The 25,091-nt window shown below is 54.2% G+C and carries 18 protein-coding genes; 9 read left to right on the forward strand and 9 right to left on the reverse strand.

Annotation, left to right across the window (positions count from 1 at the left end; translation table 11 throughout):
• Positions 1 to 206: 206 nt before the first annotated feature.
• From MK110_12230 to MK110_12245, 4 genes are all read left to right on the forward strand, one after another.
• Positions 207 to 1,004 (forward strand): DUF108 domain-containing protein, encoded by a 798-nt coding sequence (locus tag MK110_12230; protein MCH2212062.1) that lies wholly within the window; start codon positions 207 to 209, stop codon positions 1,002 to 1,004.
• Between the two features lie 24 nt (positions 1,005 to 1,028).
• Positions 1,029 to 2,252 (forward strand): aminotransferase class I/II-fold pyridoxal phosphate-dependent enzyme, encoded by a 1,224-nt coding sequence (locus MK110_12235; protein ID MCH2212063.1) that lies wholly within the window; start codon positions 1,029 to 1,031, stop codon positions 2,250 to 2,252.
• A 225-nt stretch (positions 2,253 to 2,477) separates the two neighbouring features.
• Entirely contained in the window at positions 2,478 to 3,023 is a 546-nt protein-coding gene (locus MK110_12240; GenBank protein MCH2212064.1) for a hypothetical protein, read from the forward strand.
• Positions 3,024 to 3,057: 34 nt separating this feature from the next.
• Positions 3,058 to 3,600, forward strand: a complete 543-nt coding sequence (locus MK110_12245) for a hypothetical protein (GenBank protein MCH2212065.1) — start codon at positions 3,058 to 3,060, stop codon at positions 3,598 to 3,600.
• 8 nt (positions 3,601 to 3,608) lie between these two features.
• Here the strand turns inward: MK110_12245 and leuS are convergent, their stop codons facing one another.
• Positions 3,609 to 6,314 (reverse strand): leucine--tRNA ligase, encoded by a 2,706-nt coding sequence (gene leuS / locus MK110_12250; GenBank protein ID MCH2212066.1) that lies wholly within the window; start codon positions 6,312 to 6,314, stop codon positions 3,609 to 3,611.
• A 247-nt stretch (positions 6,315 to 6,561) separates the two neighbouring features.
• On the opposite strand from leuS, the gene MK110_12255 reads away from it, so the two are divergent.
• Both MK110_12255 and MK110_12260 read left to right on the forward strand, forming a co-directional pair.
• Positions 6,562 to 6,834 (forward strand): hypothetical protein, encoded by a 273-nt coding sequence (locus tag MK110_12255; GenBank protein ID MCH2212067.1) that lies wholly within the window; start codon positions 6,562 to 6,564, stop codon positions 6,832 to 6,834.
• Positions 6,835 to 6,844: 10 nt separating this feature from the next.
• Entirely contained in the window at positions 6,845 to 7,975 is a 1,131-nt protein-coding gene (locus MK110_12260; protein ID MCH2212068.1) for a DUF1573 domain-containing protein, read from the forward strand.
• Positions 7,976 to 8,059: 84 nt separating this feature from the next.
• Here MK110_12260 and MK110_12265 read toward each other — a convergent pair whose 3' ends face one another.
• Positions 8,060 to 8,908, reverse strand: coding sequence for a hypothetical protein (locus MK110_12265; GenBank protein MCH2212069.1), 849 nt, complete (start codon positions 8,906 to 8,908; stop codon positions 8,060 to 8,062).
• Between the two features lie 70 nt (positions 8,909 to 8,978).
• Entirely contained in the window at positions 8,979 to 9,626 is a 648-nt protein-coding gene (locus MK110_12270) for a hypothetical protein (GenBank protein ID MCH2212070.1), read from the reverse strand.
• A gap of 503 nt (positions 9,627 to 10,129) precedes the next feature.
• Here MK110_12270 and glgX point away from each other — a divergent pair.
• Positions 10,130 to 12,322, forward strand: a complete 2,193-nt coding sequence (glgX, locus tag MK110_12275) for a glycogen debranching protein GlgX (GenBank protein ID MCH2212071.1) — start codon at positions 10,130 to 10,132, stop codon at positions 12,320 to 12,322.
• Positions 12,323 to 12,426: 104 nt separating this feature from the next.
• On the opposite strand, the gene MK110_12280 is transcribed toward glgX, so the two are convergent.
• Positions 12,427 to 13,284, reverse strand: a complete 858-nt coding sequence (locus tag MK110_12280) for a hypothetical protein (GenBank protein MCH2212072.1) — start codon at positions 13,282 to 13,284, stop codon at positions 12,427 to 12,429.
• A gap of 498 nt (positions 13,285 to 13,782) precedes the next feature.
• On the opposite strand from MK110_12280, the gene MK110_12285 reads away from it, so the two are divergent.
• Positions 13,783 to 14,688 (forward strand): dihydroorotate dehydrogenase, encoded by a 906-nt coding sequence (locus MK110_12285; protein MCH2212073.1) that lies wholly within the window; start codon positions 13,783 to 13,785, stop codon positions 14,686 to 14,688.
• 263 nt (positions 14,689 to 14,951) lie between these two features.
• The gene (locus tag MK110_12290; GenBank protein ID MCH2212074.1) at positions 14,952 to 15,827 is read left to right on the forward strand and encodes a hypothetical protein; all 876 of its coding nucleotides are present in this window, start codon (positions 14,952 to 14,954) and stop codon (positions 15,825 to 15,827) included.
• Positions 15,828 to 15,962: 135 nt separating this feature from the next.
• Here MK110_12290 and MK110_12295 read toward each other — a convergent pair whose 3' ends face one another.
• From MK110_12295 to MK110_12315, 5 genes are all read right to left on the reverse strand, one after another.
• On the reverse strand, positions 15,963 to 17,201 hold the full coding sequence (locus MK110_12295; protein ID MCH2212075.1) for an aminotransferase class V-fold PLP-dependent enzyme: 1,239 nt from the start codon (positions 17,199 to 17,201) through the stop codon (positions 15,963 to 15,965).
• 101 nt (positions 17,202 to 17,302) lie between these two features.
• Positions 17,303 to 19,465: a PmoA family protein gene (locus tag MK110_12300; protein MCH2212076.1), complete on the reverse strand. Its 2,163-nt coding sequence runs from the start codon at positions 19,463 to 19,465 to the stop codon at positions 17,303 to 17,305.
• Between the two features lie 63 nt (positions 19,466 to 19,528).
• Positions 19,529 to 20,746, reverse strand: coding sequence for a beta-lactamase family protein (locus MK110_12305; protein MCH2212077.1), 1,218 nt, complete (start codon positions 20,744 to 20,746; stop codon positions 19,529 to 19,531).
• A 159-nt stretch (positions 20,747 to 20,905) separates the two neighbouring features.
• The gene (locus MK110_12310; GenBank protein ID MCH2212078.1) at positions 20,906 to 22,474 is read right to left on the reverse strand and encodes an NAD(P)/FAD-dependent oxidoreductase; all 1,569 of its coding nucleotides are present in this window, start codon (positions 22,472 to 22,474) and stop codon (positions 20,906 to 20,908) included.
• Positions 22,475 to 22,720: 246 nt separating this feature from the next.
• Positions 22,721 to 24,877, reverse strand: coding sequence for a DUF4838 domain-containing protein (locus MK110_12315; GenBank protein ID MCH2212079.1), 2,157 nt, complete (start codon positions 24,875 to 24,877; stop codon positions 22,721 to 22,723).
• Between the last annotated feature and the right edge of the window lie 214 nt (positions 24,878 to 25,091).

Here is a 25,091-nt window from a genome sequence, read left to right on the forward strand (position 1 = left end):
GACCAGGCAAAAAGTGGTGACCACCTGCCCTGCATCGTTGAACTCATTTTGACCGCTGCTGCTCGTCACTTTCGGGCAGCATCTTTGTTACGATTGGCCACAGGTTTGCCTGGGCTGTGCAATTGAATAAAACTTGCAGACGGTCTGTATGGCTGATCGGGGACACATCACTTGATTTGCTCAGGATTTCATAAGGAACACCATCAATGACCAAAGTGAACACGCGAGTTGGTCTGATCGGTTACGGGACGATTGGAAATGCGGTCCATCGACTGATCGATGCTGATTCAGAAAACGGGATGGAAGTCGCATTCGTTCATGATGTTGATTCGTCGCGACTGAAGGACGTTGAGTCCGGGCTGGTGCTGACCGATCTTGCTGAGTTTGATTCAGCAAATGCTGATCTGATTGTGGAGATGGCCCATCCGGATGTCAGTCGACAGTGGGCGACGACCATACTGGAGAAGACGAATTACATGCTGATTTCGGTCACCGCTCTTGCTGATAAAGCTTTTGAGGAAAGCCTTGAGCAGACGACTCGCCGGCACGGCACTCGTGCCTGGCTGCCTCATGGCGGCGGTGTGGGAGTGGACGCTCTGCTTGAAAACCGCGATGTCTGGGAAGAAGTCTGTGTGGTCATGAAGAAGCCGCCCGGAAACGTCGACTGCGCGGCGATCGGGATTGATCCTGACAGTATCACTGAAGAAACCACCCTGTACGACGGTCCTGTGCGTGACATCTGTCCGAAGTTTCCTCGCAATGTCAACACGATCGCCACAATTGCCTATGCCAGTCTGGGGTTTGACCGTACAAACGCGAAACTGATCGTGAATCCGGCCTGGAATACGGCGACTGTGGCCGTGCACGCCCGGGCTCCCGGTATCATTCTTGACATCGAACGTTCCGAGACAATCTCCGGAGTGACCGGAGCCAGCACACCGGCATCGATCTACAACAGTATTCAGATGATCGGATCGAAGGGTTCCGGAATTCACATTCGCTAAACTGATAATCACGAGAACAACAAAATGCCTGTGCGCATTTCTCCCTGGGCGCGGCAACTTAAGTCGTCGCCCACCCTTGAGGTCAAAGCGGTTGCCGATCAACTGCGGGCTGACGGTGTGCCGGTACTGGATCTGGGTATCGGCGAAATGAATCCGGAGATCCCGGTTCCGGGGTTGATCAAGCAGGCAATGGTCGACGCACTTGATGCGGACGCGACCCACTATTCGGCGGAACGGGGTGACCCGGAACTCATTTCCGCGATCTCCGAAGATCTCGCCCGCTTCGGTCTTTCGTATTCTGACCGACAGATTGTCGTCTGTCCCGGCCCTAAGGATGCCATCTTTAAGGTGGCATTGACGATTCTGAATTCAACGGAGCGGCGGCGACGGCTGCTGATGTTTACGCCCGGATATGAGTCTTTCGAAAATGTTCCGATTCTTGTCACAGGAGATCCTCCCGTCATCCTGCCAACGGATTCTAATTTCCTGCCGGATCCTTCACAGCTCGATGAACTGCTGAAGACCGATGACACCATCGCAGCGGTCGTGCTGAACTCTCCTAATAATCCGACCGGGGCCATCTATGAGAAACCTTTGCTGCGTGATCTTGCTGATGTGCTGTCGCGACACGAAGACGTTGCCGTGATCTCGGACGAGGTTTACCGGACGATCTACTACGACGACGCGGAATATGCGAGTATCGCTCCGCTTTTGCCGGAGCAGACATTTGTTGTGAGTGGAATGTCAAAAGAGGTTTCCGGAACCGGTCTGCGGCTGGGCTTTGTCGCCGGACCTGAAAAGCACATCGCGACTGTGGCGGTTGTGGAGGGAAATGCTTCTTCGTGTGTTAATCTGCCAACTCAAAAGGGCTACGCGCGTTTTCTGCGGGCCGATGCTGATTTTGCAGAACGCCATTCCATTCGGGATCAGTTGTGTGTCCGCCGCGATCATTTGCTCAGCAGGTTTGCTGAGGCTGCACCCAAAGCCAGATGGAACCGGCCTCAGGGGGCATTCTATTTTTTTCCGGATATGACTGCATACATCGGTCAGCGGGATGCCGACGGTCGGGTGATTGAAAACGATATGGACCTGTCACGTCATGTGCTTGAGACCAGACATGTTGTCACCATACCCGGTACACTGTTTCACCGTCCGGGACACATGCGTTTTGCCTTTGCCCAGTCAATCGAGACAATCGATCGGGCTATGGAAAATCTGGGCGAAGCTCTGGCGCTGCTGCGGACCTGAAAATTCAGGTGAATGGCGGCTTTCCGTCTGCTGTTCCGGAGTGGAGGTTTCCGGTGGTTCCGCAGGAGGTGTGGACGTGGCCGGAGACGTGGTCTTGCCGGACAACATTGCCTGGTCACAGGGAGTTGACGTCGGTGAACAGGAATCCCGGACAGAGGATTGACTTTTGATTCCCTGCGGCCATAACGTGGGCGTTAGGATTCACCGATATACGAAGCTACGCGAGTGCGGCATTTGCTTATGTTTGAGGACCACGAACGCGAACGATTCTTCCACGAGCTTTGGGAGTCCGTACGAATTGAGCGTGAGGTGAGGTTTTCGCTGTTCACCTTTGGTGATTCTGACCTGCCCTATTTTCTGGTGATGCCCTCGGACGGCGAAAACAAGACCGTTTCCGTGCGTCAGGGGCAGGTAACAATATCGCGGGCCAAGATTCTGACTCCTGATAACGTGCGCCCTGAGTTTCAGAACTTCTTTGAGAATTCGGATGAGTTTGGGGCTGCCGAGTTTCTGATGGCCCGGACGGCCGCTTTTTCGAATCTGAAACTCAGCAATCATCAGGGCAGCGAACGTATCGTTACCGATACTGTTGCCGAAGCGGTGGATCAGCTCAATCAGCGGCTGGATGGTGAGGAAGAGGAGCACACCGCCATTCTAACGGCCCCGCCAGGACTGGCCGGTTTTGCCCTGTTCAAATATGCATCGCAGCGTGTCATGTCCAGTGCTCAGGATAATTTGCAGGAACTTCGCGAGCGAGGTTTTCTTCCTTAGCGGTCCGTCACTCTTTGTTGCAAAGACGTGGTGCATGAGTCCCGAGACCGGTGAATATCTGATGCTGTGGACAGCCCGGGCCAGTGTCGCGTGTTACGTGATTGCACTGTGGCGCTGGCTGTTTGCCGGGACCCGGAATCTGGCTTCTGATCCTGTTGCCGCCAGACCGGCTGATCGCCTTTACATTCTGTGTTGGTCGGGTGCATGGTTGTTTTGTGTGCTGCACGTGGTCTGTGCCTTCCAGTTCAGGCATCACTGGGTCCATTCTGCGGCACTTCAACACACAGCAGAGATGACCGAACGTGTTGTGGGGATCAACTGGGGCGGCGGGCTGTATATCAACTACGTATTCCTGATCTGCTGGGGAGTCTCGTCGGTTCGCAGTCTGAGAATACTGGGTCATCCGTCATTGAGGCGGCCTGTCTTCGAGACGTATATGCATGGTTTTGCCGCATTTATGATGTTCAATGCGACTGCGGTTTTCGGACCCTGGTGGTGGTGGATCCCCTCCATCATTGTGGTGGCGCTGGTTTCGTATCGGAAACCGGCCCTGCGGCAGTCGAATACGCAGCAGTGAATACTTTTCTATTTGACCACGAAGTTGACCATACGGCCGGGGACAGCAATCACTTTAACCACGTTCTTTCCCTCGAGCTGCTGCTGGACAGTCGCATCTGCCTCCGCCGCAGACTGCAGCGCAGTCTGATTCGCGTCGCCCGGTACATGGATTTTTGCTCTCAGTCGACCGTTGACCTGCACCGGTATTTCAACGGTGTCTTCGATCAGCAGTGATTCATCATGCTCCGGCCAGGACTCACGGGCCAGTGATTCCGTATGGCCGAATACGCGCCAAAGCTCTTCCGCAATATGCGGAGCAAACGGGCTCAGGATAAGCACAAATGGCTCCAGCACGGCTTTCGGCCGGATGTCTTCGTGTCCCATAAAGTTGACGAACTCCATCATACGACTGATTGCCGTATTGAAGCTCATTCGTTCAATGTCAGCGGACACCGCTTTGATGGTTTTGTGCAGGATCCGCATTTGCTGCTCTGTCGGTTCTGAGTCAGAGACCGCAGCGTTCAAAATCAGATCTTCAGATCGTTGGTCAATGACCATACGCCAAACGCGTCCCAGAAAGCGGAAGACACCTTCAACACCCTTCATGCTCCACGGTTTGACCTGTTCCAGAGGTCCCATGAACATTTCATAAAGGCGCAGTGCGTCAGCTCCGTATTCGTTGACCACGTCGTCCGGATTGATCACGTTTCCCCGTGATTTGGACATTTTTTCGCCGTTCTCTCCCAGAATCATGCCCTGGTTCACCAGGCGATTAAACGGTTCAGGGGTCGAAACATGTCCTCGATCAAACAGCAGCTTATGCCAGAACCGCGCGTACAGCAGATGCAGCACCGCGTGTTCAGCTCCTCCGATATACAGGTCGACGGGCAGCCAGTACTTCTCTTTGGCAGGATCAATGAACTGATCTGAATTCTGCGGGTCGCAAAATCTCAGGTAGTACCAGCAGCTGCCGGCCCACTGAGGCATACTGTTTGTTTCCCGCTTCAGGGGTGTCCCGTCTTCTGCCGTTTTGTACAGCCATTCTTCGGAAGCCTTGGAGAGCATTGGCTGAGGGGTGCCGGTGGGTTTGAAATCCTCCATATGAGGATGTGGCACGGGCAGATTCTTTTCTGATTCCGCACGCATCAAACCTGTTTGGTTGCCGTCGGTATCCAGTTCATGCCAGATTGGAAACGGTTCACCCCAGTACCGCTGACGACTGAACAGCCAGTCCCTCAGTTTGTAATTAACGGCAGCCTGCCCCAGTCCCGAGGATGTCAGTGTCTCCGTGATCGCTGCTTTGAACTCGACAGTCGGAGTGCCGTCATGTTCACCGCAATTGATCGCTTTTCCCAGGCCTGAAAACGGAGTCAGGTTCTGTCCGTTTCTGTTAATGGACAGTGCGGCTTCGTCTTTGGACGGCGTCCAGTCTTCAGGTGGCTGAACGACGGGAAGGATCGGCAGGTTGAACTGAACGGCGAATTCAAAGTCACGCAGATCATGGGCAGGCACCGCCATGATGGCTCCCGTGCCGTAACTGATCAGCACATAGTCGGCGACCCACACCGGAATTTGTTGTCCGTTGACCGGGTTGACCGCATAAGAACCGGTGAACACTCCCGACTTCTCTTTCGCCAGGTCTGTGCGATCCAGTTCACTTTTGAGTGATGCGGTGCGACAGTATTCCTGCACGGCAGTTTGATTTTCGCTGATTGTTAACCGATTGACCAGCGGATGCTCCGGAGCGATCACCATGTAGGTGGCTCCGTACAGTGTGTCCGGTCGAGTCGTATACACCCGCAGAACATCATCGGACGGTTCCTCCGGCCATCCCTCATTGGTTCGCTGCGTCCTCCAGGCATCGAACGGACCATCACCGGTGAAAAAGTCAACATTGGCCCCGGTACTCCGACCAATCCAGTTGCGCTGCAGCAGCTTGATGGATTCCGGCCAGTTCAGATCCCTCAGTTCCGATTCGAGGCGGTCTGCGTATTTTGTGATTCTCAACATCCACTGCCGAAGAGGAATCCGCTCCACAGGGTGACTGCCGCGTTCACTCAGTCCGTCGATGACTTCTTCATTTGCCAGCACAGTACCCAGTGCGGGGCACCAGTTGACAGGGGCTTCTGAGATGTATGCCAGGCGATGCCGATCCTGATAACGACGAACAGCATCATCTCCCTTGTCCTGGACATCTTTCGGAATCGTGAGCTCTGCAATTGGTCGACCCTTGCCGGTACGACTGATCCCATCCGGACCGTTCCAGCGGCAATCAGCGTCGTACCAGGTGTCGAACAACTGCAGAAAGATCCATTGTGTCCAGCGATAGTATTCGGGGTCTGTTGTGGCAATTTCGCGTGACCAGTCGTAGCTGAAGCCCAGCATCTTCAGCTGACGACGAAATGTTTCAATGTTCTGTTCGGTCGTTTCGCGCGGATGAGTACCCGTTCGGACCGCGTGTTCTTCTGCCGGTAAACCGAAAGAGTCCCAGCCCATCGGATGCAGCACATGCCGGCCGTTCATTCGAGCGTGTCGAACGACGATGTCGGTGGCCGTGTAGCCTTCCGGGTGGCCAACGTGCAGTCCGCTTCCCGACGGATAGGGAAACATATCCAGCACATACAGCTTTTGAGCAGCATCCGTCGGAATCCTGTCGGGCAGAACAAACGTTTGGTTTTCTTCCCAGAATTCCTGCCATTTGTGTTCAATGCGTTTTGAGTCGTAGCGAGGCATTTGAGGTCTTGGTGTTGAAGATCAGATTCATACGGATGGACGGGATTCGGAAGGCGGCGGCAGTGTATTGAACAGGGGGCGGCCTGCAAATCATGTGCTGGTGGCAGGTTATGGACACGAATTCATCAAGTGGCAGGATACAGAACCAGTATTCTCACAATCTTTGAATTTCCATAAAAACCACGTTCCACGGACTGAGTCCGCACACCACAGAACTTCGCGGTTGATTTTCGTCAGAGGACCAATCATGACCTACAAACAGTTGTTTCTGCTGATTCTTACGATCTGGTCAGCGGAACTGGTGACGCGACTGGTGTTCGACATGATGCTGCCGCCTCAAATGGAGTATCGGACTGTCTATCTGCAGAAAGATCCGGACAGAAATGTTTTTCTCGGACGTGGACTGGCTGACCTTGGAAAACGAGGCTGGAAGATTGCCGATGCTGTTCCGGATCCGGATGACCGACAGCAACTGGTTGTGTTTATGCAGCGACAGACGATTCTGAAGCTGGGTGACTGAAGGGGCAACGATGCCGGAACGGCTGCAGAAAACCGATCAGCGCCGATCAGTGTGGATGTCACGACTGCTGGCAGTGCTGCCACTGGTGGCCTGTCTTCTGACGGGATCGGCGGTTCATCAAGCGTCGCCGCTGGACAGAACCGGGACACCCCGGCGTCCACTGCAGTTCGCCCGCTATTGTTTCAATCACGGCCAGGACCCGATTTCTCACACGTCGAAGCTCGTCAGTCGGTTTCGGTTTCGGAACGTGGGAGCAAATCCTGTTCAGTTGGGGGAAATCGAACGCAGTTGCGGATGCCTGACTCCGGAATTGAGCCATCGCCGGCTTGAACCAGGTGAAGTCGGTGAAATGAAGGTCTCCGTACCTCTGGCCGAGCAGTCTGAGGGGTTTCATGAATTCCAGCTGACCGTTCATTACACGGCCCCTGAACCACGGAATGAAACCGTTCTTATCAAGGCCGTATTTCCGGAGCCTGAAATCCATGTGATACCCAGAGCAATGCACGTTTCACAGCGCGGAACCGCAGGGCAGCCAATCACTCACCACTTCACCGTTTATGACAATCGGGGTCAACCACTCAGGGTTGAGGCAGTGGAGTCGTCGTCACCCTGGATTCACGGCCGGATTCAGTCGGTCAAAGACGGGGGGCGAGAGACTCGGATTGGGATAGAGATTCAAGGTGAAATTCCTGCAGGAACGCATCGCATGCTGGTTCATGGTCAAACGGATGATCCTCAGTTTTCCACGGTCGTGATGCCCGTCAGAATTCAGGGACCTGAACGCACTGAGCCGGTGCTTGTCAGACCTTCCCGTTTGCGACTGCGGGCAGAGCAGACTACTCCGGAGTTTGTTCAGGTGCAGATCCCCGAGCACTGGGTGATTTCACATGTTGACTGTTTCCCGCCCGAGTTGCTTTGTGAATGGCAGCAGACATCAAACGGCGCACTGCAGACAGTGAGTCTGGCCCTCACGGTCAGTGAATCACCATCGCCGGGTACGAGGGAAGGAGTCGTGACACTGTACGCGAATGACTCCACTGAGATGGTCACGGTGTCTGTCGAAATTCTCGTCAACAGACCCGGATCGATACAGCCGCAGGATGCCCGGGGCGTTAACGAATCCCGTTCGAGTCAGGAGTAGCTGTTCAACGTCAGAACCAGCAGCGTGATTGCCACGACGATTGCGCCAAGTGAGACGAACATCAGGCCATCGTAGATACCGGGATCAGAGTTTGGTGGTGACACGATCGCCCTCCTGAACATTATACCGACGTGAACTGGCTACGACGATACCGACGGAACTGTCCGGTTCAACGAGAGATACCCGGACGTCGCATACGAACTGATCCTGACGGAATACGTGTACTGTCATTCCTTCCCGGATCGTATCATCGCTGCCAATATTAATTTTTACAAATTCCTGTGTGCGGCTTCGAGACTGGAGTTTATCCACGACATAACCGTCCACCTTTTCAATTGGTTCTGAACTTTTGACGGCGACGCGCTGTGTGGAATCAATTCCGTTTGCACGCAGTAGTTCTTTCATCCGGACATTTTCAGCAAGATAGCGCTCTTCCGCCTGTCGGTAGACATTGAGTGATTTGTTGAGTTCCAGGATTTGACTGTCTTTTTCGCGAATATCGGCCAGCTGGCGTGTCAGTCGAACGCCTCTGGCTTCAATCTCCTGGCGATGAGCCAGGGTTTCAGCCAGTCTGGCGTCTGATTCTGCGGCAGCTCGCTCACTTTCTGCAATTGCCTTGTTTCGGGCCTGGCGTTCGTCGGCCAAAAGTCGTTCAGCAGTTTCCGTTGTTGTTCTGGCGGACCTCAGTTGCTCTTCGGCGGTATCACGCGAACTTTCAGCCTCTTCACGCAGTTGATTGGCCGCAAGTACTTCTGTTTTTCGCTGATTGACTTCATCATTGAGATTTCCCTGCAGCGATGTCACTTGAGTATTTGCAGCGTTGAATTTCTCACGCCATGTATCCTGCAGTGAATACGCTGCTCCGGCAAAGCAGACGAACAGCAGACTCAGACAAAGCTGCAGGACAATCAGCATTTTTCCGACGGCATTCATCCAGGATTCTCCAGTTCAGCACATGTGCTGAATTTGTCTTCTGTTCTATCCAAAGTCGAACAAATCAGTCTCAGCGATCCAGTTGCTGCCGGACCTGGTCTGCCCGCAGCTGCAGATTTTGAATGTCCAGTCGAAGTCGCAACAACTGATCTGTTAGTGTTCGTTCCAGTTCCCGGAGCTCGAACTTGTGTGTACGCAGTTCTTCCAGTTCTTCATCCAGCCGGGCGACATCCTGACGTCGACTGTTCGTTTCGTCACGTACGATTCGAGCATCGACCGACAGTCTCTGGAACTCACCCGAAATGTCCGTAACCTGCTTTTCATAATCGACTGCGACTAACTGGAGCTGCTCGCCTCTCTGCTTCATTGCCTCGGCATCCTGAGCTTGTTCAGCTTTGTGCTGTTCCAGTTGTGCATTGACTGATTGGAGTTGTGTCGCAGCCTCACCGGATTCAGCCTGCAACTGCCCCTGTGCATCGTTTGTTGCGGCAATCACGGCTTCAAATACTGTCTGATTGGAGGCCACAGACTTGCGATCCCCCAGTCGCCGCGAAACACTCCATCTGACTGTTTCCCCGTACTGGCGCTCAAACGAGTAGTCAGGCAGTTCTGCCATTGCCTGTGTCATGCCCGGCACAGCAAAATACGCTACCATTGACACGCCGGCCAAAAGAACCGACACAACGGCAGTAAAAACAAGGAGGATCTTGCCAAACACGCTTCAACTGTTCCGGTGAGCACAGTGTGTATAAAAACGACGCCAATTTGCAGGGAACTGGCTCTTTTATACGCAGCTCACAAAAAGTGAGTCAAACAGAAAGTGAGTCATCCAATCGATTTGGAATAACAAACCGATCCCAGTCGGGCACTCGGCAGGTTGATGGCCAAATCGGTGTTAGGTCGCAACAAAGCTTCGCATCCGCCGATTGATCAAATCGATGCATGCGCAGCCTGCTCCCTTGTCTGAATATCGACCACAGCCAACGTTGACTGAGTAAGTACGAAGCTAATCCGGATATTTGTCCGTGACTGAATAATTATGCTGTTCGCTTCAGGTGACGTATTTATCCTACTCTCACATATATAGTATACGCATGTACACTAAAGTTGCCAGCTTATGAGTGGGGGCAGTTGTTCTGACATTTTGTTCCGGTCGTGTGTCTAACCCGAATATGGAATCCTGTGTCGTCAATTGCATCCAATTCAGGAACTCAGTCAATCATGAAACCTGCTGGTACCATGCTGCGAGTATGGCCTGGACAACCCGACCCGCTTGGAGCCACCTGGGACGGACAAGGTGTCAATTTTGCCATCTTCTCGGAACATGCGACGGCTGTTGATTTGTGTTTGTTTGACTCTGAGTCGGACACTCAGGAGGCCCATCGTTTGTCACTGACCGAGCGAACCCATCAGGTTTGGCATGGTTATCTTCCGAATATTTGTCCGGGACAGCTTTACGGATATCGAATTCACGGTCCTTACCTCCCCGACCAGGGGCATCGATTTAACCCCCATAAGGTCGTCCTGGATCCCTATACCCGTGCACTTGGACGCGGTATCACCTGGTCGGACAGCATGTTTGGGTACATCACGTCCGAGCATGATCTTTCGATTTCAACCAGCGATAACGCGGCGTTTGCGCCACTGGGTCTTGTGGTTGACCCGGAATTTGACTGGCAGGGGGATACGCTGCTCAGGACACCCTGGCACAAGACGTTTATTTATGAAGCTCATGTGAAGGGCTTCACTAAGCTGCACCCCGACATCCCGGAAGCCCTTCGCGGCACCTATCAGGGGCTGGCGTCAGACCAGGCAATTGATCATCTCAGGCGGCTGGGGGTGACGGCTCTGGAGTTAATGCCGGTGCATTACAATGTCAATGACCGCCATCTTGAACAAAACGGTCTTTCGAATTACTGGGGATACAACACACTCTCATTCTTCGCCCCGGATCGTCGGTATGCCGCCGCAGATAACGCGGCTGACGTGATCAACGAATTTCGAGAAATGGTTCGCCGACTGCACAAAGCAAACATCGAAGTCATTTTGGATGTTGTTTACAACCATACGGGAGAAGGCAATCATGTTGGACCCACGTTGTCACTCAGAGGTATCGACAATGCTTCCTACTATCGGGTGATGCCGAACAGCCAGAGGTACTACCAGGATTTTACCGGTTGCGGAAACACGCTCAACATGCAGTGTCCGCGTGTCCTGCAGCTGATTATGGACAGTCTGCGGTACTGGGTGCAGGAAATGCATGTCGATGGATTTCGTTTCGACCTGTGCAGTGCTCTGGCCAGGGAACTGCATGATGTGGACAAACTGAGTGCATTTTTTGACATCATTCTGCAGGACCCGCTGCTGTCTCAGGTTAAACTGATTGCCGAACCATGGGATCTGGGTCTGGGTGGCTATCAGGTTGGAAATTTTCCTCACTTGTGGTCTGAATGGAATGGAAAATACAGAGACACAATTCGCAGATTCTGGGCGGGTGACGGAGGTGCAGTCAACGAATTTGCAACGCGGTTGACAGGCAGCAGCGATTTGTTTCAACACAATGGACGTCGTCCGTCCGCCAGCATTAATTTTGTTACGGCACACGACGGGTTTTGTCTGCGTGACCTGGTCACCTACCACCACAAGCGCAATCTTTCCAATATGGAAGACAACCGTGACGGTGAGGACCACAACAATGGATGGAATTGCGGGGCGGAAGGCGAATCAGACGATCCGCAGATCGGGAAAATTCGTCTGAAGCAGCGTAAGAATTTCATTACGACGCTGATGATGTCGCAGGGAGTTCCTATGCTCCGCGCCGGAGACGAACTGAGTCATACGCAGCATGGCAATAACAATGCTTACTGCCAGGACAATGAAATCAGCTGGCTGAACTGGAATCTGGATGATTCTCAACAGGAATTTCTGAGCTTCTGCCAGTCGGTGGTGCAGATCTGGCACGAACAGCCGGTGCTGAAACGAAGAAACTTCTTTCAGGGACGCCGGATCCGCGGTGCGGGAGTCAAAGACATCGCGTGGCTGATGCCGGACGGAGGTGAAATTACCGACCAGGAATGGAATTCGGGAGCCATGCACTCACTGGGAGTACGGCTGAACGGAGAGTCGATGAATGAAGTGGACGAACAAGGTGAACAAATCGTTGGAGAAACACTGCTGCTGCTGCTGAGTAATTTGCCGGCCCCTGTTCCGTTTTTGCTTCCACGACACAAGCCTTCCGAACGATGGATCACGATTCTGGATACCAGCGTTCCTGTTCATGAAATTTCCCGGACTCCGTTGTCGGCAAACGAATTTTTCCCGCTGCAGGGACACAGCGTGGCCGTTCTCAGCCTGAAGCCGGGCTGGCCACCGGTGACAAATCAGGTGCACGAACCTCACTCGGAATCACTCTGACCGCACCTTGAAGATCTCAACGAGCCCGCAGATAAGCCGAACTCCTGCCGACTAATCAAGTCGTGGAAACACAAATCCGCTGTATTGCTGCCGGACGATCCGTGTTATTTGTCGTAATCCAGATTCAGTCGCACTCCACTGTCCCGGAGGGTTTTCAGGTGTGTTGATTTCGACTCTTCGTTCAGGGGGTTTCCGGCAAGATATAACTTCCAGAATGAGGCAAAACGGCGTTTGCCTGTGGCATCAGCCTGGGCCATATCGGCCAGCGGTCCGATGTTCTGGATTTTGTTGCCCTGGAGGTAGGTCGAATAGACTGTTTTTCCTGGAGGCAGCATGGACACATCTTCGATGTTGTTGTGCGCTAAACCAATCGAGTCCAGTCGGGGAAGTTCAGTGACCGGAGCCAGATCTTTGATCCTGTTGTGGTTCAGTGACAGTGTCCAGAGCTTCCTGAGTCCGGATGTCGGTTCGAGGGATTCGACCTGATTATGGGAACCGTACAGTGATGTCAGGCGATCCAGAGTTTCCAGGCCTTCCAGCGACGCAACTTTGTTGTGTTCAAAATTTAGATACTGGAGTTTTGCCAGTTTCCCCAGAGGCGTGAGATCTGCAATTTCATTGTGCTGAATACTGAGTGACTGCAGATTCTTACAACCGGCCAGTGCCGTCACGTCTTTGATGTTGTTCTTACCGAACCGGGCTTCTCCCAGATTGATGCAGTGTTCCAGTCCTGTCAGGTCGGAGATCCCGCGGTTTTCCACCACAAATGAATAGATGGCGTGCAGGTCTTCGACGGTGATGTCGTCGCCTTCCTTCTGTCGTTTTCGTTTTTGTTCAAGCAACGCTTTTCGTAATGCATCATCGGGGATTTCCACGACTTCAGCGGATTCCTCCGCTCCCCCGATTTGGCAGCAGAGAACGGCAGAAACCAACAGCACCGGAATTTGTCGCAAACGAATCATGGTAACCTCAGATTCAAAAAAAAATTTGGCAGGCCGGAATCGTCTTATTGCCTATGCGAAAAACGGTGAGATTCAGCGTTTTCCTTTGGTGACGAACGGCGTCCGATACCACCACTGTCTCAGTCTAGTCGGTGAATCGGTGACATTGAAGTTTCAGCTGTGAATTCTCCGGGCCATCAACCCTTTGATCCCGTTTGCTGGAGTTCCAGACCGGCGTTCAACCGGGCGGCTTCAGTCTCATTAAACAGATGGAGGCCTGGTAATCCGTGACGCCGGTCAGGCTTCTTTTCCGGCGATAATCATTGAATGTGATCATTGGCCACTATCGACAGCAGAATTCCGGCAGATTTTCAGACGTGGTCGCTGACACCGAAACTGAATTCCGATTCCCTGTCGGTGGAAAATTGTGGGAACACGACCGCGGTTCCGGCAGACATTCACTAACATCCGTGGATATCCACGCTGAGGTCGTGTCCACTTTTCTGCAGTTGTCCCCCGATGAATCCGCTTGCTGTTCGACTCAATCGTCTCGAACTTCCCAATCCCATCCTGGTGGCGTCGGGTACGTTTGGTTATGCGAAGGAAATGACGGCGTTCGTTGAATTTGCGGCGCTGGGTGGAATTATTCCAAAAACCGTGACACCTCAGCCGAGGCCCGGGAACGCTCCGCCTCGCACCGTTGAAACGACGGGGGGGATGCTGAATTCGATCGGTCTGGACAACGATGGATTCGACCAGTTTATCGAAGAAAAACTGCCGTATCTGCTCAAACTTGGTACACCCGTAATTGTGAACATTGCCGCAAAAACGATGGATGAATTTCATCGAATGGCGACGGTGTTGAATGGAGAGTCCGGAGTTGCTGCTGTCGAGCTGAACATTTCGTGTCCCAATGTGTCCGGAGGAGTCGACTTTGGTACGGATCCGCAATTAGCGGGTGAAGTTGTGGCCGCAGTCTGCAGTGCCGGTGATCTGCCGGTGATTGCCAAGCTCACACCCAATGTGACGAGCGTCGTACCGATTGCTCAGGCAGTGGCTGATGCCGGGTGTGATGCTGTGTCACTTATCAATACTTTTCAGGGAATGGCCGTTGACTGGAGACGTCGCAAACCGATTCTCGGCAACCGGCTCGGGGGACTGAGTGGTCCGGCGATCAAACCACTGGCTCTGCGTATCGTGTGGCAGGTCGCTCAGGCGGTTGATATCCCGGTGATCGGTGTGGGCGGAATCCGGTCAATCGATGATGTTTTGGAATTTCTGGTTACGGGTGCAGTTGCTGTGCAGGTTGGAACAGCAAGCTTTTTTGATCCCGGTATTTCCAGTCGATTGGTGGCGGAACTGGAGCAGGTTCTGCAGGAACAGGGCGTCAGCAGTGTCAGCGAGATTGTTGGAACACTTGAGTAAGCCCGGGATGTTGCATGATTCATCTGGATTCCGCCTGTTTTCGATCACAAATCAACGGCTGCACGGTACCGATTTGGTGGACAGAGATGGTTGATAAGAACGATGTTGGAGACGCGCGGGGACAGGTCTGTGTTGATCGCAATTGATCGAGACTTCAGAGTTTCGGCGACATGTCGCCTTGAGCCGCGGGAATGACTCCAGGGAATATCCACAGCCCGGACTGAATGAGTCAGTATTCCGTTGCAGCGGGAAAGTGACCGGCCATGAATTTTTTTCTTGCTGCTTTGTTGTGGGGGCTAAGCAGTCTGATTTCGTCTGCCTGGGCGGCGGACCCGGAACGGCTTGCCCTGGTTCAGGACGAGCGGATCGATGAGTGCAGCGGTCTGGCATTCAGCAGTTTGACGGATGATGCGGTCTGGATGCACAATGATTCGGGCGGTCAACCCCGTTTGTTTCTGGTTGGGCAGGATGGTTTAACACGGAGTGTCTGCCGTATCAGGAGTGCCGATGCTGTTGACTGGGAAGATATGTGTTCGTTTCGGATGGACGACCAGTCGTATCTGCTGATTGGTGATGTTGGCGACAACCATGTGCAACGAACGAAAAAGAAATCTCCGTGTACCCTGTATCTGCTGCGTGAGCCGAAACCCTCAATAAAAGAAACACGAAACGTCGAATGGGATGTGCGGTTCCGGTTTGAATACGAGGACGGACCTCACAACTGTGAAGGTATTGCGGTGGACGTGGAACGACGTGAAATCCTGCTGCTGACGAAAGAATTGCCCTTCACCTGTGGTTTGTATCGTTTGCCACTGGACATCCATGTCCGCGAACAGAATTTGACGGCCAAACGAATCGTCCGGCTGCAGATCCCGTTTGCCACCGGGCTGGATATCTCCCGCGACGGACGGTTACTGGCGGCGGTTACGATGTGGGACGGCTGGATTTGTCAACGTACGGCACAGCAGACGTGGGCAGAAGCACTGAAAGCTTCGATTCAGCGCATCCGAGTGCCTGCCCGGATGCAGGGGGAGTCGGTCTGTTTTTCGGCGGACGGTACTTATCTACTGCTCAGCAGTGAACAGAAAAAACAACCGGTCTGGCGTGTGCCGGTTCCGAAGCGGCGGGTCAGGCATTAAGTGCGGAACGCCGGCAATGTGGTCGGCTGTGCACTCCATAGTGTGGTTTCACCGATCCTCAGCAACTGAGGTCACTCACGACTGTCCGGTCTGAAGTGACCATTTTCTGTCCGGAGTCACAGCATCGAATCCTGATCACGCGGATACCAGTGTACGCTTCATCACGTCGCGAATTCGCTCACCAACCATTTCCTCCTGGGGTGGCTGAAGCGTGAACACAGAGACCAGGAATCCCTCGTCTCCCGTACCGTGTACCCGGGCGGTGACGATTGACGGTTTTCCGGCAGCCAGCAGAGCACTCATTTCCGGGGGCGTCGTGCGGACACGGGATTCGTCCCAGTGAATCAGAGCGTGCGGTATGCGGTTGGCGAGTGGGGGTGTTATCCGTTCAACGCGGACCGTGGGAATGTCGGCGAGCTTTTTTTCAATCACGGAAATGCGACGATTCCACTCACGTTCTTCGGCAACATGATCCAGTGAGACGAACCGTTCGATGGCTGCCCACAGTGCCACCATGTTTTCCTTGCTGACTTTCATACTGCGACCAATGTTGCCGGAGTACGGAGCCGTATTCCGTTTGGCAGCTTCGATCAGTTTCTGACGTCCGAGCAGCAAACCGGTATCCTGCGGACCGCGAAGTCCCTTTCCTCCGCTGACTGCCACCAGATCATAGCCGGCGTTCGTTAAGTCTGAGATCGTTGATAGAGGTGGAATGTCGGCGGCCGCATCAACCAGTGTTGGAATGCCGTGACGACGTGCCGTATCGATCCATGCCGAACGATCAATTGCGCTTTCGCCTTCCAGGAAGTTGTAGGAAAACATCATCACTGTTTGGGAACTGATAGATCGTTCCAGATCTTCCCGCGATTCAACATCCACAAGTTTCACACCACAGGATGTCATCTGATGGTCATAACAGTCGCGGTGAGACTTTTGCCGGATCACTTCAATGCCCGTTGTGGCCGGCAAAGGCAGTTGCGGAATCAGGCTTCTGTCCTTCCACGTAATCGCTGCTGATGTGCCGGCAACGATGCTCCCCGCTGCGCCGGTCGTGACCAGCGCAGCTTCCACATTGAGAAGTTTGGCAATCCGTTCGCCAATTCGGTCCTGAAGTTCGATCAGATTGACGAAATGCCCGGATGCGGCCTGCCAGGCAGTGACAACCTCCGGCGGCATCAGTGAGCCGCCGAGGGTCGTGATTGTTCCGGCCGCATTTATGATCGGGCAGACACCAAGCATCTCATAAACATCAGGTGCGGCGCTGCGGGGCGCTGCTGAATTCGAATTGCCGTGCGGGTCGCCGGCGGTGAGTTGCCTGGTTTCGCTGTGGAAAACCTCACCCCCGATCAACCTGTTATTCTCGTGGTTGTGCATGAAGACGCCCGGTGAATTGTCCGTGGTGTTCTGAGGGACAAAAACGCTGGAAACAAAACGTGAACGTGCACAATTGCCAGGACAGGACCCAGGTACTCCCGTTACTGTTTTTGCACTGTGATTTTTTGCACTGTGATTTCACGGAGAAAAACGGTATTCCGCGGCGTGTCAGTACTGTTTTGAGCGTATCGATAAACGTCATGGAGTAACAGCAGTCGGTTTGGTCCCCCGGAAACCATTCCCTGCTTGTGACTGCTGGCGCCGATCGTTGCGTAAGAATACGGTGCGGCATGCGGCACGACTGTCAGTTTGGTGTCCCAATTCCGTCCCGCACCGTCGCTGCTCAGTGAAACATGCACTCCGGGCCGACCGTAATTGAGCGCCAACACACCATTGTCCAGCTGCAGAAGCTGTGGATGCTGGTAGGCACCTGAGAACGAGCCTGGGCGGCCGTCCGGCGCCGTATAGCGAAACGTGGCCGGGTCCAGGCCAGGGATATTGGGACAAACAATCGGTTCCGTCCATGTTCTGCCATCATCGTTTGAGCGGCACTGAACAAGGATGCGAGGATTTGCGGCTTCGGTCTGCACGACGGCCAGCATTGATTCGTCTTCAAGCCGTACCATAGCGGTACCAAAATAACCTCCGTGGATCGGTGTTGTGTCTCCGGCAATGCAGGAAACGAAATCCCACGTGTGGCCGCCATCCGTGCTTTCGATCAGCACAGCGTGACTGTGGTCCCTGTCTTGAAATGCTCCGTGGATCGATGCCAGCAGGTGCCTGCTGTCAAGATCACAGGCCAGAATGGTGGCACACCAGAAACGCATCGAACATTCATTGCGTCCGCGGCGAGTCAACACACGGTCGGATGGAAATCGTACCCGGACGTCATCGTCCTGCCTCCACGTGATTCCACCATCGCAGCTGCGGTGAAAAACCGTGCGACACTCGTGTTCATTAACCCAAAATGTGCGAAAGTGCGCCAACAGCAGGCTGCCATCCGGCAGTGTGCAGCCGTCCATGCCTCCCCAGGAATGATATCGCCGGGGCCCCCATGTTTGTCCGTCATCTGTCGAGACACGGTATCCGACGTCGTCGGTATGGTATTCTTCGAGGTTCGCATCCTCGGGGATCCATTCGTCGGGACGGAGACGATAGAACGCGACAAGATTACCGTTGCCTGCCCGGTGCAGTCGAACAAAGTGAAACGCCTGACTGTTTGCATCCGCCGGTGGTCCATCATATTGGTCTACCACGACAGGATTTCCGGATCTCACTTTCAATTTGTCATTACTTGCATAGTCAGCCGTCCATCCTGCGACGGCAGCCGGATCTGCTTTTCCACGGTGCAGCACAAACCTGTACCTGAGTACTAACGGGTTTTCATCGGAAAGGGGAACGGCGTGGCGGCCGGGGTACACGGCATTCTGCATGCTGCCGCTGCTACGTAAAATCCACCGTGGCGGGAAGTCCGGCAGCGAAGGATGAGCAAGCATCGTAATCCCGCTCAGCTTGTCTGTCGTTCCAAATTTGGCAGTGATCTCCATCGACGGGCTTGGTTCGACCGACAGCCGCTGTGGTTCGACCTCACCGTAGTCGGCGGTGAAACGAATGCCGTCCGGCAGACGAATCCGCGGGGAAAAGCCTCCGTAGCCTTTTGCATTTTCGGATCCTCCGATGCTTACGTCTTTTTCGAGAGCAAGCAGCTGGATTTCGAAATCGATAGCGCGGGTGTCAGCCTGACGGCGGTAAGCACGGATTGTAGTGACCTCACGGACAATCGGTTTGGGCTGGCCGTTCGGATCCGTCCACTGCGGGGACGTCCAGTAGACGGTTGCGCGGACGGCAGCAGAATCTTCATGGTCCTCCAGGCACTCCACACGTTCGACGTCGGCAAGAAAGTCACGACACCACCATGGATTACCCACGCGGGTCTTGCCGACATACAACTGTGTCCACGCCCAGAAGATTCCTCGGTGATGCAGGTGATCTTCCGGAAAGTCCTGAGTCAGTACGTTTCCGTCGAGGTCGTACAGTGGGTGAACATAACCGGCTCGCGTATGTTCACCGTTGAGTGACTTCGGCTTTTTCTGATAGAACAGAATCCGCGATGTTCCCTCTGAAATCTCCGCACCCTCGTCGCTGAATTTAACGCATAAGCGGTCTGCGGCGGAGGGTTCACTGCCGGCTGCAATTGCGTTGAGCAGTAAGGCAGCGACAAACAGACTGGCGGATTTCCAGCGGACCAGATGATTGCTTCTCATCCTGACTCCTGCAGTTCGGCTGTATGATTCTGTGTCGAGTTGAAGATTGTTTGTCGCGGGACGCTAATCTGTGATTGTGGCGACCACTTTGGTCGCCAAATGGCGTCCAAAATCTTCGGGAAATTTATCGGACGTTGCATCACCGACGCGAATGAAGATCAGATCTTTGTCGGGGACAACAAAACCATTGTTCTTACGGGCACCGCGTGTCCAGACGACCCGCTCAGGCACATGATAGATCCACCACATACCGCCATACTCGGGATAAGGATCGGTGGGCTGCCATGCGAAGTCATAGTATTCTTTGGGTACGATTTCCCGGCCGTCCCACCTGCCCCGATGGAGGGCAAGGTGGCAGAAGCGGGCGTGTTCGCGTGCTGTGGTGAGTACGCCGCTGTATCCCTGGCTATAAGGGCCAATATCCTGGTTTCCACCCAGTTGCAGCCAGCGGATGTTCCGAAGTCCGATGGGGACAAACATGCGTTCGTTGAGGAACGGGAACAGGTCTTGTCCGGCGATTCTGTGAAACAGAGGCAGAAGATGGGCAGCGCCGCCGTTGCTGTAATAGAACTTTGTACCGGGATCCGCAGCCAGCTGTGCCATCGGTGATTCATCCACTCCGCCGAACGTCCACTCAAACGGCATGGTCTTCGGCGGCGACTGAGCAGCAAAACCGGCCGTCATGCTGAGCAGATGCCGCAGAGTGATGTCGGCTTTACGCGGGTCGGTCAGCGGCAGTGCTTCGGGCAGGTACCTGCTGTTGAACACTTTCGTTTCCAGATTGAGATCCTCATACCCGGTCAGGCGGCCGGCTCGAACATCGCCCAGCAGAATGCCGAATGCCGCAGTGGTGTAGGATTTTGAGCTTGAGTAGAGGTTGTATGTCGCCGATCGGTCGCAGCCGTGATACCACTCACCGACGACGTAACCACGTCGAATTACGAGGAAACCGGAGTTCCCGCCCGCCAGTCTTGTGTACTCCCAGACTGACTGCAGCGCGTCCCAGTCGATGCCGGCTTTATCTCGAATTGTTTGCTTCTGCACTGCGTTGGGGACACCGTCAGACGGGAGCAGACTGCGCCAGCCGCCTTCAGATTCAGGTGGCGGAAAGTAGTCCGCTGGCTGTTCCGTTTCCGATACCTCCGGAGGTGCCGCCACAAGCGGCGTCCGACCGGTGATCAGTCCGGTGACGCTGAGTATCAAAATGAGGGCGGGGAGCGTTCGTTTGCCAGGCAGGACAGCTCTGCTGCAGCGACGTTGAGTGAAAAGGCTGTGACACATAGCGTTTTGAATTCCTCAGAAGAGATAACCTGTTCGGCCGCATGAAGCAGACCGGGCCATCATTATGGGTCGGGTGGCCAACGTTGTCTACGACGCAAATGAGTGGTTCATCACAGATTTCGGGTGACTTCAAAGTCGGAGTATCATTCGTACTGACGATTACGGATGTCCGTTGCTGTCCGGTTGCTGCCACTGCGACAGGATACACTGCGCCGCGTTGTGACCCGGAGCGCCACTGACTTCTCCGCCGGGATGAGTCCCCGCGCCGCACAAATAGAGGCCCTGAACGGGTGTGCCATAGCTGGACCATCCCTGCAGCGGTCGGTTGGCAAGGAACTGATCGGGAACCATGTCCAGATGCCGGATGTTACCGTCCGTCATGGCAACTCTCCGCTGAATATCGATGGGCGTGAACAGTGACCGATCGACAATGCAGTCACGGATGTCCGGCGCATACCGGCTGACAACATCGATCAGTTTTTCGGCAACTTCCTCGCGGCGGCTGTCCCACGTCCCTTCGGACAGCCGGACGGGAGCGTAGAGAGCCCAGATTGACATCACGTGTTGACCCTCCGCAGTGAGCGTAGGATCGTAGACTGACGGAATCTGGATTTCCATGACGGGTTCATCCGCGGGCCGCCCCTGACGAGCGTCGTTCCAGCTCTTTTCATAGTATTCAACTGACGGACAGATCTTGATGTTTGCCAGGCAGCGCGGGTCGAAGTCTTCAGCAACAGACTGTGAAAAGTCCGGAAGACGACTCAGTGCAGCATGGAATTTCAGATAGCCGGTGTTGGTTTTTAATCTGGTCGTCCGGCGAAAAAATTCTGATGGTAAATGTTTCTCGCCGACCATTTTCAGCAGAGTCTGTTTCGGATCGGCGTTACTCACAACAATTCGACTCGTGATGTCTGTCCCGTCCTGCAGCCGAACGCCGATCGCCTGGCCCTGCTCGATGAGGACCTGTTCGACGGTGGCGTCCGTTTGAATCGTGACACCGAGTGTGCGGATTGAATCGGCCAGCGCCTGGGTGATGGATCCCATACCTCCTTTGACGATTCCAACATCTGCGGGACGACTGAACATGTCACACTTGATGTAGGTGTAGCACCAGGCGCTGCCCGATGCGGCCGGGTCACCGACGTCCTGAGCCTGAATGAATGCCCCACGCACCGCATCGGAGTCGAAGAATTCCGTGACCAGATCTTTCATGCTGGTCGTGAGTAGTCGGTCCAGAAACTGCTCGTCGGCTGTCCCCCGAACCTTTGCGGCGAGTTCGGACAGGGTTGGCGGGGAGCTGAGGAAATAGGGATAGATCAGTTCGGCTGCCCGCTGCCAGAATGCCTGCCACTTCGGATAGGCGTCGGCGTCGTGCCTGGAGAATTGCGCGATTGATTCCTGGCTGCGTTCGACGGAATCCCACAGCATCAGACTGCGGCCATCCGGATAAGGCTGGAATCGAGCCGGATCCAGCTGATACACCTCAAATCCGTGCTGATGCAGGTTGAAGTCATCGATGATCTTCGGCTGAAGCAGGTGGCAAATGTACGAACAGGAAGACAGGCGGTACCCGCTGAAGAGTTCTTCAGTGGCAACCGCACCACCAACGAAAGAACGGCGTTCCAGCAGAAGGACCTTCAGTCCGGCTTTGGCAAGATACCCGGCGCAAACCAGCCCGTTATGGCCGCCTCCTGCAACAATTGCATCGTAGTCTCGACCGGTTGTCATGATTGAACCTTTCCATCGATGCCTGATTCATAATTGCCGATTGATACCCGCGGCAGAGGGGCCTGTCGCTTTTCCCGGAACGCTCTGTCCTGCCTGGTACTGTATTAGTTCGGGATGAGTTTTGTCTTCGTTCGGCACAAACGCAGGTCCGGCAAACCGAACAGGCACAGTACCGCCGGGATTGAATGTTTTTTCAATATCGCATTTATAGCAACGGAACGGTCCTGGTTCGCTTCAGATGATCAATCATTCGGTTGAGCCGGATTCGTCGAGCTTCTTTACTTCGGCCTGCCACTCCGCTAAAGCTTCGTCGATGGTGATTCGCCAGGCAGTGTAGCCACACCACAGCAGACCTTCTCGTGTTCTTTCTTCCTCCTGACATGCAGCGTGGAAACGATCTCGCACAGTCTCAGCTTCTTCGAGAATTTGTTGAGCCTGTCGGATCGTCGCTTTGCGGGCAACGCCGTTTTGGGCATTTGCTCTGGACCGCTGTTCATCCAGCGCGACCAGTGCCCGGGTCAGTTGAAGAGTCAGAACGGATCCATCAAGCGCGGTTTGCAGATAGTCAATGCGCCGCAGAAGCTGGCGTTCCTCGCTGACTTTGGCTTTCAGTTCGTTCAATTCCTCAAGACACTCTTGAAGCTCGCTGATGGCGTGGTCCTTGTCTCTCAGGTACGTCATCCTGCGTTCCTGGCTGAGCGGTTCATCCGGTGTCCAGGCCGACTGTGTTGCCGAACCACCACCACTTCCGTAAAGCAGTTCCGGAAGCGCGGCTGTGACGCGTTTGTAGATGTCCCGAATCTCCTGAGCGGTCTTCCCCCAGTAGCGGCGGAAGTAATCACGTTCCAGCTGTTCGACAGAGACGTCGGGATTCCATGTCACACGTGGAACCACGAATTTGTTGTAACTTTTGGTCCACCAGCCCTCCATTTCCTGGTGCTGCTCGAAACCGTCCACTCCCAGTTCGCGGAGGTATTGTACGTCCTGCACCAGATTCGGAAGCGGCATCAACCGAAGTCCGAGGTATCGAAAACGCATGTATTTTTCATGGAACACCATGCCCGCTCCGGTGTCTCGACAGATCTCCAGCCATTTGTCGCAGGCTTCCTGATAAGTGTACTTTCCGAACTTGTATCTGTTTGTCTGCGGGTCTCGGAATGGAAAGGCAAAGTTGCGTCCCCATGGTGCGAAATCCACATCGATGGCAGCGGTAGGTCGGGCGATCGGATCCGGATCGACTGTGGTGGCGTAGGCGATGTGCATGATTCTCATTCCTGGCCGCACGCGCCGGGCTCTTTCAGCAAGAGCGGAATTGAGATCGAGGTAACGTTTGGCAACAGTGTGTGTTCCGCATTCCGGACAGTCACACCAGCCTTCCAGACCGTCACGCGGCATTGGATTGAAGACCTGGACTTCAGGATTCTCGTTAAGGAACATCTCGAAGTTGTTCAGGAAGGCAGACATTGCCTGGGGATTTGTCGTACAGAAGGACTGGTAGCCGGTGTCGGTCTGTGGATTGCGGAATCCCGCCAGTCGTTTTCCGTTTTTCAGCGCGTACCATTCCGGGTGCTTAATGCCGTATCGATCCGGCGGGAGAAACATCCGATAGGTTTCATGCCCGCCGACTCCGATGATGATCCCCCGCTTCAACAGTTCCGGAACAACCTGCCGACGAATTTCTTTCCAGAGCTCTTCATGGCGCACATAGGACCAGTTGTCGAAGATGAAAACGTTGTCACGGCACTTTGCAAACCAGTCGGCTTCGCGTTCTAAACGTTCGATACTGACCTTTTCGTTTCGTCCTTCACCGGCTCCTTCATTCGTATACCATCGACCGCGAAACGAGAAGGCCGCCTGTTCAAAACTTTGTTTCCTGGTGGTCAGCCAGACCTTGAGTTTCTTTGCAGGCCGGACGGGCACGACTTCGTCGCCGGGATCCAGGGTGTAAAAGCCGCAGTCAGCGGCCTTTTCCAGCACGTCATACACTCCGTACAGCAACGACCGGCCTCGGGTGGCCACAAGAGTCAGAACTCCGTTGCCCGTCTTCCACATGAACGCGTCAATCCCCGGAACCTCAAGATGACACGGCTTGATTGGCTGCAGATGCGGCGGCAGGTTCGGGATTTCAACGTTCGGTTCCCTCAGATCAGAGAGGTGAAGGCATAACTCCCAGGGCTGCAGATTCTCCCGTTCCTGAATCGTAATGCTCACGGGATAGACCCGTTCCAGATAGTGCTTCAGTTCCGAAACGGCAAACTCGACCACCGTATCTGAGTTGGGTGAGTGCTGCAGCGTCAATGAAAAATTGCCGGGCGCGTCGGAAGCCGAACCCACCGACGGCAGCACAACGCTCAGCAGAAAAATGACTCTCCGGAACGACACAAAATTCAATAAACCGGTCATTGACATGTTTCCTCCGACAGGTCCGCTGCGTTCATCAGTCTGCCGGTTCACGGCCTGGACCTCAGCCGTTGGTGTGGCCTGATCTTTTTGGAACGGGATTATTAGATGTGCTGCAAACGTCACGTTAGCATGGCTATTGTGATGCATTCCTGAAGCAATGCGAATGGTGGACGTTCTGTGGTAGACCGCAAACAATCCTGACGGAATTGTATGT

The sequence above is a fragment of the Fuerstiella sp. genome, assembly GCA_022447225.1.
Classification (GTDB): Bacteria; Planctomycetota; Planctomycetia; order Planctomycetales; family Planctomycetaceae; genus S139-18.